The following is a 15,176-nucleotide window of genomic DNA, read 5'->3' on the forward strand; positions in this document are numbered from 1 at the left end:
GGCAACTGATATAACGGCTTTAAATAAAGGGGCTAAAATTGGCTGATAATGCGCATTTTGATCTTGAAAATTTTGTCCCATACACGGTCTCGACCCTCTCCCGTCAGTTTGCCGCCCTTCTTGAAGATGCTCTTAAAAAACAGGACCTCACCTTATCCAACTGGCGGGTACTCTTATGCCTGACCCATTATGAAAAAAGAACGCTAAACCAGATTGTTGATTATACACTATTGCCACAGTCAACTTTAAGCCGCGCACTGGCTAGAATGGAGGAACGGGGCCTGATCAAACGCAATAAGAATGATACTGATCAAAGAAATTATGACATTGAAATTACTGAACTTGGCCGCGACACCATTACAAAGTCATTTAAACCGGTTCTGTCCGCTTGTGAAGAACCTCTTTCGTTTCTCGATGAAAAGGAAAAAAAAGCGTGGATGGTGACCACAAAAAAAATAATTGCTCATCTTGAAAACTCTTAAGTTTCATTTTTGTATTATATTAAATATTTTACTCTATAAATAACACTATCCATGATAAAACTGCTGTAAATCAAACGACTTATATCGTCCTATGGAAGCTATTAAATGAATCTGACAGTCGTCATCGTCAATTACGGGACCGCCAACCATGTCCTTAAAAACCTAGAGGCACTGGTTCCGGAGCTGAGAAAGCTGGGGGATAACGCCCGCTGCTGGATCGTTGATAACTGCTCGCCCGATGATTCCGTTTCCATTATTACAAAAGCGATTGATAAAAACAATTATTCGGACTGTGTTGAGCTAATTCCCTTTCCCCTTAATGGGGGTTTTGGGGCGGGCAATAACGTCGCAATCCGTAAAGCACTTACCCTTGAAAGCCCGCCAGACTATTTTTATCTGCTTAACCCGGATGCCATCGTTCACCCGGGCACCCTTAAAAAGCTGGCAATGTATCTTAAAAGAAATGAAAATGTTGGGGTAGTCGGCGGGCCACTTTATGACACCGATGGCAAACTGGAATGCGGGGCGTTTCGCCTGCCGTCCCTGACCAGCACAATAGAGGAAAATTTGGGCATCGGATTAATAAGCCGCTTGCTCAACGACCACCGCGTCAGCATTTCACCGCCCCCTGTGGAACCAACGGCAGTTGGTTGGATTGGTGGAGCCAGTATGATGGTCAGCCGGGCAGCCCTTGAAAAAGCGGGACTGTTTGATGAAGGATATTTTCTTTATTTCGAGGAACTTGATCTTTGCAAACGCATAAATGATTGCGGCTTCGAAGTCCATTATCTGCCGGATGCCGGCGTTATCCATGATTCCGGTGCCTCAACCGGCATCCATCAGGCCAATGTAAGGCTCCCTGAATACTGGCATTTTTCAAGAAGCCGCTATTTAAGAAAGACATTTGGTGAAAATGGACTACGGCATCATAATATAGCCACCCTTATTGCCGGATCAATCGGCCGGATTTACGGATTTTTACGACTTAGAAAGACGTCAAGGAGCCATTTCCTTCGGGACATTATCAAATATAATTTTGGCAATAAAACGCAAAAGAAAATCAAAATTGACGTGCCCGCAAAAGAGGCCGGATTGCCGACCAGTGACAATGCCATTATCGCCCGCCGACCCCATTATAAAAAAGCGGACGACCGCATTTATTTTATGGCATCCCGTAACCCGATCCGGTCCCTAAGCAGGGAAGAATTATTGCTGTGGAATGTGCTTGAACAGGAAAAAACATTCGGGGAAATTAAAAAACAGTTTGGCGAAGAAACCCTCCCTGCTCTAACAGCCTTCATTGAAATGGGAATTTGCGATGCTTTTGAAGCTCAAGCAGAAACGGACCGCAAAAAAATACTGATTTTTGAGCCGCATTCTGATGATGCAGCCCTAAGTATCGGAGCCACTATGTGGCAATTGCGGAGTCATAATGATTTTACGCTGGTAACGCTGGGCAGCACCAGCAACTATACCAGCTATTTTTCTGCCACTTATGGCCCGCTTAAAGTCGATGAAGTCACGACCATCCGAAACCGTGAAAATGAAATCTTTATGCGCTATATGAATGGTCACTATGTTCCTGCCAATGAAAAGGAAGCAACCTTAAGATATGAGAATGGTAACTGGAGCCATGATTTTCTAAAAAAACACCGTATTTCCGTGGCCGCTTTTAACAATCATTTCGGCACAGACAGCGAGCGCCATAACTGGCAGGAAACCATTTCTGAAATGATCAGAATAATACGGGCCGATGAAATCTGGGTTCCCATGGGGGTTGGCACTCACAGCGATCACGGTGTTACCCGCGATGCCTGTCTTGCTGCCCTTAAAGATATTCAAAATACCAATGTTCTGTTTTATCAGGATGTCCCCTATGACGGAGAATTTTGGGAACATAAACTGAAAATCATTGAAACGCTGGAACATAACGGTGCCGTGCTTGAGCATATCCCCGTTGAAATTTCATCTGAGCTTCCCGATAAGCTCAGATTATTAAATATATATGGCTCGCAATTTAAACTGAAAGCGATTTTACAAAATATACTCAGAAGCGCAAAACCGAAATATGCCAAAGGGTTTTATGAACATTTCTGGAAAATTCATAAATTTCCGAAAAATTTAACACCCGCACCGTTATTTTGTGACAGTGCCTATGTGGACATGATCAGCGCCAAAACCCAAAAATGGTTCCGCCGAAACAAACAGGCCGAAAAGATAAGATTATTGCTGCTGATGCCGTCCGGGCAATGGAAAATCCATATCAACTATCTGATGGACCAATTTCCTAGGGCTGATTTTGAAGTGGTCTGTTCCCCAAGTTCGGAAGCGGAACTTTCCCGTTATCAAAATCCGCGTATTTCATATTCTGTCCTCGACGCCGGGGGCAAGGCATGGGGGAAACTGATGCTCAAATTAATGGTTGCGCCCGGAAAACCCACCCTGTTTATTGCCGGGGATAAGCGCTATGAAATTGCCAAGAAAATTGCGCGTCTTTGGTTGCAACATGACACAATGGTCAGCCGCACTCTGGAAGCCCTGATCCTTGCTTCAAAATCCGATGAATAGGGCTTTATTTTTCTTGCATCACATTTAGGGCACGACCTCTATAATCATCAGCACTGATATCTTTTAGTGTCTGACTTTTGCGGCCATCAGCCGTTAAAAAGGTGGCTTCAACTGTCACTTTATCTACCCCGCCAAGACCGAAATGAACGGGCATGATGCTGTGACTGTTATAGCCGTCCCCCGTCGGCACAAGTCTGGTTGCCAGTAATTTACCGGCCATATCATAGAGCCGGACTTCTGCCCCTGCCCTTGATGGTCTACCGGCACTATCCAGCACTTCAACCTGTAATGACCTATGGTTATTATCAGAAGGCAACATATTTTTAAGAAGCGGATGACGTCCTTTAATATTATAGCCTTCTGTCAGGGAAATATCGAGGTCGCCATCCTTATCAAAATCCGCCCATTGAATGCCATGATCCGCCCCGTTTAAGGGGGATGATGAAATATCAATTTCTGTGAACGTGCCTTCATCATTATAGAACAGCCTGTCTACCGGTCTTCTGTTATTTGCGGGACCGGTATATCCGGTCGCATAAAGATCAAGATATCCATCATTGTCATAATCACCCCAGCTGGCCCCGACCAGATGGTCATCACCGGATATACCCAGGCTTTCGCTTACTTCCCTGAAACCGCCGGAACCATCATTTTCATATAGGTAATTACGCCCGTAGTTGGCAACGAACAGGTCAAAATCACCGTCATTGTCATAATCGCCAACCGTGCAATCAACCCCGCCTTCGTCAGTTGTTCTTTTCCCCCCTTCAATCCCCAACATCGGGGCCACATCAACAAAAGTACCCCCCATATTTTTATAAAGCGCGTCTGTCGTCCCGCTTTGATTGGCAAGGAACAAATCCAATAGCCCGTCACCGTTATAATCAAACCAGCAGGCCCCAACCGTCGGCCGTCCGTCATCAAGACCTGTTTTCTCACTTATATCCGTAAAGCGGCCATTTTCATTTTTAAAAAGGTGATTTTTCCCAACCCTGTCGGCCACAAACAAATCAACCGCGCCGTCATTATCATAATCAATCCAGCTGATCTGACGTGTGCTGACATTGGGAACGTCAACACCAAGCTCTACCCCAACCTCGGTAAAGCTTTTTGCGCCGTTGCTTCGGTAAAGTTCGTTGCCGTTCTGGTTGCTGCCGACATAAAGATCCAGAAAACCATCCTCATTATAATCCCCCCAGGCGATGGAGCGGGTTTCCTTTCCTCCCTGAGGCAGGCCCATTTCCGGACCAATATTGCTGAACTGACCATTGTCATTTCGGTAAAGTCTGACATCCCCGGTCTTAAAGGAAATCGCCAGATCAAGATCCCCGTCATTATCAAAATCACCCCATGCATTTGATAGGGCCATATTATGGGAAAAAACATCCGGCTGGACCGGCTCGAAAATTGGTGCTGCCATTTGGGCGTTAACTTCCACCACCGCAGATAATAAAACACCGGCCGCTATTATTACCGAAAACTTTCCATTTTCATTCTTTGCCATATCACTCCCCTTTTATTTCAAGTTTTCCGCTTTCTGCTTGGTAAAGCGTACTATTCTGTCTGCTGCTTCCTTAAGCCGGGCTTCATCACATAAAAAGCCGATCCTGACCGTTTTATCTGCAGATTTGCCGAAGCCAAAGCCCGGAACCACGGCAACTTTTTCTTCTTCGAGCAACTGTTCAGCGAACTGTTTCCCGTCCAGTCCGGTTGCTGAAATATCGACAAAAACAAACATTCCACCGCGCGGAATGGCAAATTCCAGATAGTTGCTTTTTCGAAGCCCACTGCAAAGCACATCGCGCCGTGCTTTAAACATGCGTTTAAATTCTTCGACCTTGTCTTTTTCCTGTAACGCGACAATAGCCGCCCTTTGCACAAACTGGTTTATACCGAAATGAAGCGCCTGGGCCAGATCGGTCATCGCTTTTATAAAATGGCGCGGGCCAATCGCCCATCCAATGCGCCAGCCGGTCATGGCATGTGATTTTGAAAGACTGTTTATCACAATCATTGAATCCCGATAGGGCTTCATTTTATAGGGGGAATTATGCCCCCCATCAAAACAGAGTGACCAGTAAACCTCATCGGATATCAGCCAGATTCCAAGGTCATGACAATATTTTGCCAATTCGTTAAGCTTATCCTGATCAAACACCGCGCCTGACGGGTTCCCGGGTGTATTGATTAGTATTGCTCTCGTCTTTTTATTAACTGCATTTTTTATTTTTTCCAGATCAAGGGCATAACCGTCATGCTTATCTAGTACGACCGTCACCATTTTACCGCCACCGGCGGTGACCACTGCAGGGTACGGCGCATAGGATGGTTCAAGCACGATAATTTCATCATCCGCTTCAATCAGGCAAAGGAATGTGGCAAATAACGCCCCCTGTGCACCGTTTGAAATCACCACATCTTCCGCTGTCACACCACCCTGATAAAGCCCATTGGCATGTTCTGCAATGGCCTGACGCAGATCATATTCGCCTGATAATGGCGTATAATGTGTTTTATTGCTGTGGATGGCATCAACCACCGCTTCCTTTACCTCGTCCGGCGTATCAAGGTCAGGGTCGCCAATACCCAAATGGATGATATCCTTATCCCCGGCAAGAATGCGTTTTGAGGCGATATCCCCTACTGCCCATGCTCCTGCTGATGGTCCGGATATGCGCTTGGTAAGGCTTGATAATTTTAATTCACTCATACTGTCCTCTTAATATCTGGCATAGAGCTTTTCACCAATGTTCCTATTAGTCAATGACTTTAAGGTGCTTTGTCCAGTTCACAGTTACCGTGTATCCAGCATCCTCCATTAATATCATCCTCATCAAAACTAATGATTATTTCCGATGCTCTGCCCATGGCTTCGCCCTGCCTTATAAAAACCTTTTCTTTTCTTGTTACCAGCCCCCATTCCAAAAGGCCAAAGGCCAGTGCGGAAGCGGCAATTCCCGTTGCCGCATCTTCCGGATATCCGGATGAACGGGGAAACTGGCGGGCATGGACTATTGTTTCGCTTTCCCCGACAGCGAATGGATAAAGACCTGTGGAGCCGATCATTTCACACACCTCTTTCATTTTACTGAAGTCCGGGGATAGTTCATTTAATCTTTTGCGGCTTTTTAAGGCAACAAGTGTTTTAACCCGGCTGGTACTTGAATTCAGAATTTCAGGCTGCATAAGATCATCTTGCTTTAACCCAAGCGTTTTCAGGACATGGCCAACCATTTCCTTGCTTAACATTTTAATTTTTGCTTTGGGCTGGGTAATGGAAATTGCCCCGGTTTTTGGGACATGGGCCGAGACTGTACCGCTTAACGTATCAATCAGGACATTTGTTTTATTTATTTTTCCGTGTTTGCGGAGCAGCCACAATGCCCCGATTGTGGCATGGCCACACATTTCCATTTCATGCTCGGGCACAAAAAACCGAAACCGGTAATCCACCCCGTCATGCAGGTCTGCCGGCATCACAAAACCGCTTTCCAGGCCATATTTTTCGGCAATTGCCTTCATTTCATCATCGGTTAAACCCGCCGCATCCAGAACTGTCGGCGCCGGGTTTCCCCCCTCTTTAGAATTTGGAAAAACACGAACTATTTCCACTACAGTTTTAGTCACTTTAAAAAAACCTTTCCAATTCAAAAATCAATTGCCCACTTTATAGCAGTGATCGGGTCAAATTACGTCCCGAAAAAATATTACATGCTGAAACATTTCATAAAATCGGAACAATAACGCAATATGGCTGTAACAAAAAACATTCATTTTCCTAACAGTGTTTATTAGCAAAAAGGAACCTCATATGAAGCCACTTCAGTTTAACAACCTTGAAGTACGACTTGCCAAAACAGAACACGAAATTGATGCCGCTCAGGCCCTTAGATACCGGATATTTTATGAAGAAATGGGCGCAAAGCCGACAACCCGCTGTCGTGCGTTAAAACGAGACATTGATACTTATGATGACGTATGTGACCACCTGCTGGTCATAGACCTTGAAAAAACGACAGACGAAGCCCCTTATGTTGTTGGCACATACCGCCTCTTACGCGGCAATATTGCCAAAGCGACAACAGGTTTTTATACCGAGAATGAATTTAATCTCGATCACTTAATGTATGCCCCTGAAGAAATTCTTGAACTTGGACGCTCATGTATTGACGGGCAATATCGCCGTCGCGGCGCCATGCAGCTTCTCTGGCGTGGGATCAGTGATTATCTAAGCCTTTATAATATCAAAATCATGCTGGGTTGCGGCAGCATCCATGGCACTGATATTGCTGAAGCGGAAAGAGTTCTTTCCTACCTTCATCATTATCATCTTGCGCCAAAATCAATCCGTCCCCGGGCGCTTGGGGAACATTATATTCCCATGAATATTTTAAAACGCAGTCAGCTCGATAACGTTAAAGCTGAAGCCGAACTTCCACCGCTTTTAAAAGGCTACCTCCGTGTTGGCGGCTATGTCGGCGAAGGAGCAGTAATCGATAGTCAGTTTAACACCATTGATGTCTGCATCGTCGTTGAAACAGAGAATATTACCGGCAAATACAAAAATCATTTTAGCCGTGAACGCAAGCCGGCTGCAAAACCAGTGGCAACAATGCTGGCCGAATGATATGCGTCATTCCGCACTCAGGGCTGGCTATAAGCTGACGATCATTATTACCACGACGTTGGCCCTGCTTCCATTATATCTTCTGACATATGGATTTGGAGCAAAGTATCGGCGCGCATTTTCCCTGCCATTTTTTAAAGTTTGTTTAGCCTGCGCCGGACTGGATTTAAAAATTACCGGGTATACCGCCTTTAAGGATGCAAATTTTTATATTTCAAATCATGTTTCCTACCTCGATATCCCCATTCTTGCCACATTAAGACATGGTCTGTTTGTGGCTAAAACCGATGTTGCCACCTGGCCAATGATTGGATTCCTGGCTAAAATTACCCGCACTCATTTTGTCAGCAGAAAAGCGACAGATACACTCCGCGAAAGAAATAACCTTTCACGCAGTCTGGATAAGGGGGATGCCATTTTTCTCTTCCCCGAAGGAAGCAGCAGTAACGGCAGTGACATCCTGCCCTTTAAATCAGGATTGCTGTCAACCGCCCTGCTCCCTCTTAAAACTACCGATATTATCATTCAGCCGATATCTATCACCTACGGGCCGGATATTTCACAGCATGAGCGCGACTTATACGCCTGGTACGGGGATATGGATCTCAGTCCACATATCTGGCAGCTTCTGGGAAGAAAAGAAAAACTTGAAGTCATTGTTAATTTCCACAAGCCCCGTTGTCCGTCAACTTTTAAAGACCGGAAAGATTTAACCAAATGGGCAGAAAGGGAAATCAGGTCAGGACTTGAAAAAGAACTTTTAACACCCGCAGCAAAAATTAATTTACTGCCTGCAGGAAATCAGTTTTGATCGTTCTGGTCACTTCCTCGGCCCCCAGATATACGTGATTATGATCACCGAAGTTTTTAGAATCCATAGCATATAAACTATTAAGAATTTTCAGATCATAATTATCTGACAGGGATTTCATATATTGCTCAAATTCACGCTTATAATCGGGTGAAAGTGCTTCAAAAGATTCAGTGTTTATGGGATTATTAAACCAGAATACCTGAATGTTATTTTCGCTGGCTTCTTCCAGGGTTTTTTCAACATAATATCTTACGACTTTGGAAGGGATAAATTCTTTAAATCCAGTTTCTGAGGAAAGCTCGGATGACCCCGGTTCAACCGCAGCGAAACGATGGCCTTTCGATTTCAGGAGATTGTCCCAGGCCACATGATTTCTCTGCCATCTTCTTTCCAGTAAGCCGTTTATCAGATCCTGAATATACATGCCCGTATATATTTTATAATCATAATATTTTACCGGCCCGATGATAGAGTTATCATCCAGTTTTTCGGCGTTTTCGGCAATTTCTTCATATTGTTCATCTTCAAGAAAGCCGAATTTAACCGTATTGGCTTCATAGAAATATGGCCCCGTCAATATTGGTGGTGAATATCCCATCAAAATATAGTCCGGCTTTTCGTGATATTTCAGATAATTTTTAATCGTATAATATCCGGTAATCGGCGACGCACCACCAAGCGCAAAATTGATCGAATTTAAATTTTCATCGTCAAAAATTTCCGGCATAAAGGATGACTGGGTACGGGAATCGCCAATGGCAATAAAATTATAGGGTTTATCATTAACGTCCCTTATTTTTTCATAAACATAAAGATAGGACGGATATTCGAAATTCAAATATAACATTTTGAAATTTAGAATAAAATACGAATATACGGCAAATAGGCTAACCGTAAAAATCATGACATAAAGAGTGAATTTTTTATATGTAAATGTCATCTGCCGTCCTAAAAATTATAATACAGAAATTCACTTTTCTTGGTGATATAGAGAAGTCCTATGATCAAAGTAAAACCAAGAAATACCAGATGTTTAAGGTCAGGTTTGAACGCCTTCATTCTCTCAATGGAATTTTTAAAGGACAGCACAAAAATAAAGCCGAAAATAATCCAGATTACTGTCCATTTATCTCCATTCACCGACCCCAGAAAATCACCAAATTTAATGCCAAAATTATTTGCAAACTCCAGCTCCGTTGGCAGAATGATTTTATCAAAAGCAACCATCCCTTTAAACACCCGCACCGCTGCGTCCCAGTTCGGGGCACTGAACAATACGCCTGTTACGGTCAGGAAGAATGATGTCAGAAACCAGTTGAACCAATCAAAAAATTTGATACCGCTATATTTCTTCCATGTGTGGCAAATGACTACTGCCGTCCCATGCAGGAACCCCCAGAGCACAAATGTCCAGTCGGCACCATGCCAAAGCCCACCAAGAAGAAATGTTGCCATAACCGCCAGATATGTTCTGAAGCGCCCCTTACGGGCACCGCCAAGCGGCAGGAAAATATAATCCCGGAGAAATCGGGATAAAGTCATATTCCATCTGGTCCAAAATTCCTTGACGGATCTGGACTTGGGTGGAGACAGGAAGTTGATCGGAATATGTATATTGAACATAAGCCCCAGGCCAATCGCCATATCGGCATAGCCGCTATAATCAAAATATATCTGGTGATAAAAGGACGTTGCCGATGCCCATGCGCCGAAAAAGTCCATCGGCTCCGTGCCTCCATAACCAAAATAGACCCATTTGGCAAATGTATCGGCAAAGACCAGTTTTTTGAATAACCCAATAGAAAATATAAAAAGCCCCGTTGCAATATTCTTATAATTTATAAGTTTAGTTCTGAGCATCGCAAACTGTGGCATCATTTCTTTATGATGGACAATCGGACCGGCAATTAACTGCGGGAAAAACGTTACGAATAAACTGTAATTGATAAAATTATGCTCATTCACTTTGCCTTTATAACTGTCGACAAGATAGGAAATCTGCTGGAACGTAAAAAAGGATATGGCAAGCGGCAAAACCAGATGCAATAAGGTAAAATGGGTTCCAAGCAGTAAATTGGAGTTCGAGATAAAAAAGTCGCTATATTTGAAATATCCCAGCAGTGCCAGATTAACAACCACACCAAAAGTCAGTATGGATTTTGGTGAAACTCTGTTATTTTCGATATCCAGTGAAGCATGTATTTTCTGGCCAATATAATAATTAAATAAAATTGAAGAAAGTATCAGCGGCAGATAGATAATATTCCACCAGCTGTAAAAGAATAAACTTGCCAGTGCCAGAAACGCATTGGCCGCTGTCGTTAATCTTTTATGATTAAGAAAAAAATAAACGCAAAATGTAACGGGTAAAAATACAAAGATAAATTCGTAAGAATTAAATAACAATTTTAAACCTATTTAACCAGTTTTCTTAAACTTCAGAAACAGTCCCATAAACATTATACTTTTCCGGATAAGTCCGGCCGATGTTATAGATTAGGCTTTTTGCTTTAAAATTTGGTTAAATCATTTGGAAATAAAGAATTTCACTTAATATTTAAAATTTTATTTGTTAATTTTTCAGTCTGAATCCCGTTTTAAATATCCACGCTATAATGGCAAGGCAGAGGAACATAAAAACGGAAATCATCACGACACTGGTGGTGATACTGACGTCTGAATTTTCATAAAAGCTCCAGCGAAATCCGCTGACCAGATAGACGACCGGATTAAGCAGTGAAATTTTCTGCCAGATGCCGGGCAGCATATTGATCGAATAAAAACTGCCCCCCAGGAAGGTCAGCGGGTTTATAATCAGTAAGGGGATAAGCTGCAATTTTTCAAACCCATCGGCCCAGATCCCGATAATAAAGCCCAGCAGGCTGAATGTGATACAGGTCATAATCAGAAAAAACATCATCCAGAATGGATGCTGAATGTGAAAGCTGACAAAGAAATTGGCCGTAATCAGTACGATAAGCCCGATCATAAACGATTTGGTCGCCGCCGCCCCGACATAGCCGATGCAGATTTCAACGAATGAAAGTGGCGCCGATAAAATTTCATAAATCGTGCCGGTAAAACGCGGAAAATATATACCAAATGACGCATTGGAAATGCTTTGTCCTAAAATGGTCAGCATAATCAGCCCCGGAATGATAAAGGCACCATACTGAACCCCGTCAACATCACTGATGCGCGAGCCGATTGCGGTCCCGAACACAATGAAATAAAGCACCGTTGATATTACCGGTGAGGCAATGCTCTGCCCCACGGTTCTGAAAGTCCGCTCCATTTCATGGCGGTAAATGGCCCAAATACCCCAGTAATTCATTTCTCACCTATCAATTGTACGAATATTTCCTCGAGCGTGCTTTGCCGCGTGTTAAAATCCTTGCATTTAACAGAGTGCGCTTTTAACTGGTCCAGCAAGGTAACTACGCCGTTATCCTGTTTGGCCGGATCATAGGTAAAAATGATCTGGTGACCATCCTGTTTTAGATGAAGATCAAATCCGCAAAGCGCCTCCGGAATTTCGCTGATCGGGTTATAAAGCTCCAGCACCAGTTCTTTTTTCCCCAGTTTCTTCATCAGTTTCTTTTTATCTTCGATCACGATCATTTTGCCCTTATTGATCACACCGATCCGGTCAGCCATTTCCTCGGCTTCCTCAAGGTAATGGGTGGTCAGAATAATCGTCACCCCGGTTTCACGCAGCTTTCGAACCAGTTGCCACATGGATTTTCGTAGCTCAACATCAACCCCCGCCGTCGGTTCATCCAGAAAAAGGATTTCCGGCTCATGGGAAAGCGCCTTTGCAATCATCACACGCCGCTTCATTCCTCCCGATAACATCCTGATCTGGTTGTCTTTCTTATCCCAGAGCGACAGACTTTTAAGAAGGCTTTCAATATAGTCATCATTTGATGACTTCCCAAACAGATGGCGGCTGAAAGTTACCGTATGCCAGACCGTTTCAAAGGCATCCGTGGTCAGTTCCTGCGGCACCAGGCCAATACAGGTCCGTGCCTTGCGATAGTCTTTCTGATTATCATAGCCAAAGACATCTATTTTACCGGACGTCGCATTGACAATGCCGCAAATGGTGCTGATCAGCGTGGTTTTCCCCGCCCCGTTGGGGCCAAGCAGCGCCACAATCTCTCCGCGCTCGACCTCAAGACTGACATCATCAAGTGCCTGAAAGCCGTTATCATAGGTTTTGTAAAGATTTTGGACGGAAATCGCGCTGGTCATTGTGCCTACTCTTATATTTTATGAGTTTAAGAACCTACTATCGTTAACGATGATCCGTCAAGCGATCAGGGGCCGTTTTTCCCAGAAATAAATTGAATTTGCAATTCTTGAAATAATTTATTTTGTGCCCATATATGGAATAGCCGATTAGAATGCCTTTCTTATTTTAAACTTACCTTAATAATCGTATCCCAGTTTAGAAGCTCATCTTTGGCTATTTTAAACATAATCCCGTCATCACTGACTTGATAAGGCACTTTGGTCCCCTTCCCAAGCAATGTCGCCTCGCTGATATTAAAATCGGTAAGGGGTAAGAAAATCTCCCCATCTTTCCAGTCCATAATATGAATATAAAAGGTCTTGTCCTTTTGTGTGGTCACGCCCCAGGGGCGCGGACCAACGGGACCGCCGCGCGTGCCATATATGCTTTCGCCGTAAATTTTTAACCAGTCCCCCATTTCGTGGAACGTTTTGATATTTTCCGCCTGTATCTGCCCGTCGGGCATCGGCCCCGTGTTCATCAGGTAATTTGAATTCCTCCCCGCCGCCCCGACAAGCGACCGGATTAAGTCTTCTGAGGTTTTAAAGCGGTCATCAACGAGATTAAATCCCCACGATCCGTTCATGGTCTGCGCCATTTCAAGTGGCATTTCATTGCTGACAAAGGTTGTGTTAAAACCGGCATCATTCTCCCCGGGCAAATCCTGCTCAAACGGCTGCACATCCTCCCCCGGATAGGGCGCCACATGATGATTGTTGATAATCAAAGCCTGCGGCTGTAAGTCATGGATCATTTTATAGGTTTCACTTAACCGCCAGCGGTCCTTCATCGGTCCCTTTTCCTGGTCCCACCACCCGTCAAACCATATGCCGCCAATGTCGCCGTAATTGGTCAGCAGCTCACGAAGCTGCGCATTCTGATAATCAATATATCTGTCCCAGTCACCGCTCTCCGGCCGTCCGGTATAGACATTTCCTGTCCGCCCGCGCGGATAATAATCCGGGTGGTGCCAGTCAAGCTGCGAATAATAGAAAAAAAGCTTAATGTCCGCCCTGTCACAGGCCACTTTCAGCTCCTTTAAAATATCGCGCTTAAACGGTGTGCGTTTGACGATATTATAATCACTCACCTTGCTGTCATACATGGCAAAGCCGTCATGATGCTTTGATGTGATGGTGATATATTTTGCGCCCGACGCCTTGATATTTTGCACCCATTCATCGGCATTGAATTTTACGGGGTTAAAAAAAGTGGTCAGCCGCTCATATTTATCAATGGGGATCTGCTTTTCTTCCATAACCCATTCGGCGACATCCTTTTCGCCCGACCCCGCCATAAGGCTATATACCCCCCAGTGGATAAAAATACCGAATTTTGCATCCTGAAACCATTGCCGCGCCGCGATATTCTCCTGCGATGGCGTATAAACCTCCCCCCGCTCCTGCGTAGGTGCACTTGAATGGAATATTGTGACGCAAGCAAAAAATGCCAATAAAACAGCCGATATTTTTTTCATGTTTAATCTACTATCCCATATTCATATTTACGAAGAGCTATTTCTTCATCAACCCTTTCTCTTTCTTGAGCAGCTTGCTGATTTAATATCTCAACGTAATGTTTTGAAAACTCTCTAACATTGCTATTTTCATCTTCTAACCAATATTCTATTTCTTTGATTTTTCTTTCGTAAGCCAAAGCTCGTCCATATTCCCCAGAGACAACCCCAGTAGACTCAAGTATGATCATAACCTCATTCAGAAGACTATGATCTTTTGGCAAGGATATAACAATCTCTCGGCATACTTTATGCAGGAATATTTGTCCTTCATAATTTCTTAGAATAGATAAAACAAATTTTATATCTTCTTCATTTCCTCTAACGACTATTGTTAAAAGCTCATTTTCAAACTCATCTGGAAAATCCGGAAAAATAAGGCTTAAAAATCTGGGCCCCCTATAACTATATAATCCGTCATCACCCTCATGCCAAGTACGCACTTCTTTTATGACTTGGACGGCATGACTTGAAAATATTTTGTGTAACTCTTGAAATTGGAATGGAATGGCATCAAAAATTTCAGTTTCCTTACTTTTCTGAAGCCTTTCACCAAAAAACTTTACTACTTTTAATGGATGTTTTTTTGCAACTAAAGTAAGAATTTCCTCTCCCTCATGATCAATCTGATTTAGCCATAACAAGTTATCCAAAACCACTTCTATTTCATTTTCATCAAAAACTTCAAAAAGCTTTTTCCTATATGGTCTAAACCAAATTTCTTTTATCCAATCAGAATTCTTTAAAATCGTAAGCTCTTTAAGTATGGGAATAATAAAATTTGTTTTTACCTTTTCTTGGTCAATATTTTTAATAGCCACTACAAGAACCATTATCAGCGCATCAACGTCCTGAAGTTTAATCGCAGAAACGAG

The 15,176-nt window shown here is 43.5% G+C and carries 13 protein-coding genes; 4 read left to right on the top strand and 9 right to left on the bottom strand.

Going from position 1 to position 15,176, the window contains the following annotated elements; all coding sequences use genetic code 11:
• Window positions 1-38 precede the first annotated feature (38 nt).
• Both R3D86_14815 and R3D86_14820 read left to right on the top strand, forming a co-directional pair.
• Window positions 39-482, top strand: coding sequence for a MarR family transcriptional regulator (locus R3D86_14815; GenBank protein MEZ5759490.1), 444 nt, complete (start codon window positions 39-41; stop codon window positions 480-482).
• Window positions 483-587: 105 nt separating this feature from the next.
• A complete protein-coding gene (locus tag R3D86_14820) occupies window positions 588-3,050 on the top strand; it encodes a glycosyltransferase family 2 protein (GenBank protein ID MEZ5759491.1) in 2,463 nt (820 codons plus the stop codon).
• 4 nt (window positions 3,051-3,054) lie between these two features.
• Here the strand turns inward: R3D86_14820 and R3D86_14825 are convergent, their stop codons facing one another.
• From R3D86_14825 to R3D86_14835, 3 genes are read right to left on the bottom strand one after another with little or no spacing between them, the layout of a single operon-like run.
• Window positions 3,055-4,554, bottom strand: coding sequence for a CRTAC1 family protein (locus tag R3D86_14825; protein MEZ5759492.1), 1,500 nt, complete (start codon window positions 4,552-4,554; stop codon window positions 3,055-3,057).
• A gap of 12 nt (window positions 4,555-4,566) precedes the next feature.
• Window positions 4,567-5,760 carry an aminotransferase class I/II-fold pyridoxal phosphate-dependent enzyme gene (locus tag R3D86_14830; protein MEZ5759493.1) on the bottom strand — a complete coding sequence of 398 codons (1,194 nt, stop codon included), beginning with the start codon at window positions 5,758-5,760 and terminating at the stop codon, window positions 4,567-4,569.
• A 59-nt stretch (window positions 5,761-5,819) separates the two neighbouring features.
• Entirely contained in the window at window positions 5,820-6,677 is an 858-nt protein-coding gene (locus R3D86_14835; protein ID MEZ5759494.1) for a PhzF family phenazine biosynthesis protein, read from the bottom strand.
• Between the two features lie 184 nt (window positions 6,678-6,861).
• Here R3D86_14835 and R3D86_14840 point away from each other — a divergent pair, with 184 nt between their 5' ends.
• Both R3D86_14840 and R3D86_14845 read left to right on the top strand, forming a co-directional pair.
• Window positions 6,862-7,677 (top strand): GNAT family N-acyltransferase, encoded by an 816-nt coding sequence (locus R3D86_14840; protein ID MEZ5759495.1) that lies wholly within the window; start codon window positions 6,862-6,864, stop codon window positions 7,675-7,677.
• 1 nt (window position 7,678) lies between these two features.
• A complete protein-coding gene (locus tag R3D86_14845) occupies window positions 7,679-8,488 on the top strand; it encodes a lysophospholipid acyltransferase family protein (GenBank protein MEZ5759496.1) in 810 nt (269 codons plus the stop codon).
• On the opposite strand, the gene R3D86_14850 is transcribed toward R3D86_14845, so the two are convergent.
• The 6 genes from R3D86_14850 to R3D86_14875 all read right to left on the bottom strand — a co-directional run.
• Window positions 8,457-9,431, bottom strand: coding sequence for a hypothetical protein (locus R3D86_14850; protein MEZ5759497.1), 975 nt, complete (start codon window positions 9,429-9,431; stop codon window positions 8,457-8,459). The two genes, R3D86_14845 and R3D86_14850, sit on opposite strands and share 32 nt — an antisense overlap.
• A gap of 8 nt (window positions 9,432-9,439) precedes the next feature.
• On the bottom strand, window positions 9,440-10,897 hold the full coding sequence (locus R3D86_14855) for an MBOAT family O-acyltransferase (protein ID MEZ5759498.1): 1,458 nt from the start codon (window positions 10,895-10,897) through the stop codon (window positions 9,440-9,442).
• Window positions 10,898-11,063: 166 nt separating this feature from the next.
• On the bottom strand, window positions 11,064-11,825 hold the full coding sequence (locus R3D86_14860) for an ABC transporter permease (protein MEZ5759499.1): 762 nt from the start codon (window positions 11,823-11,825) through the stop codon (window positions 11,064-11,066).
• Window positions 11,822-12,745, bottom strand: coding sequence for an ABC transporter ATP-binding protein (locus tag R3D86_14865; GenBank protein ID MEZ5759500.1), 924 nt, complete (start codon window positions 12,743-12,745; stop codon window positions 11,822-11,824). Before R3D86_14865 ends, R3D86_14860 begins: the two co-directional genes overlap by 4 nt.
• 161 nt (window positions 12,746-12,906) lie before the next feature.
• Entirely contained in the window at window positions 12,907-14,262 is a 1,356-nt protein-coding gene (locus tag R3D86_14870) for an alpha-L-fucosidase (GenBank protein ID MEZ5759501.1), read from the bottom strand.
• A gap of 2 nt (window positions 14,263-14,264) precedes the next feature.
• Window positions 14,265-15,176 (bottom strand): hypothetical protein (locus R3D86_14875; GenBank protein ID MEZ5759502.1); only part of this gene is annotated, 912 nt, incomplete at its 5' end.

The sequence above is a fragment of the Emcibacteraceae bacterium genome, assembly GCA_041396985.1.
GTDB lineage: Bacteria > Pseudomonadota > Alphaproteobacteria > Sphingomonadales > Emcibacteraceae > Pseudemcibacter.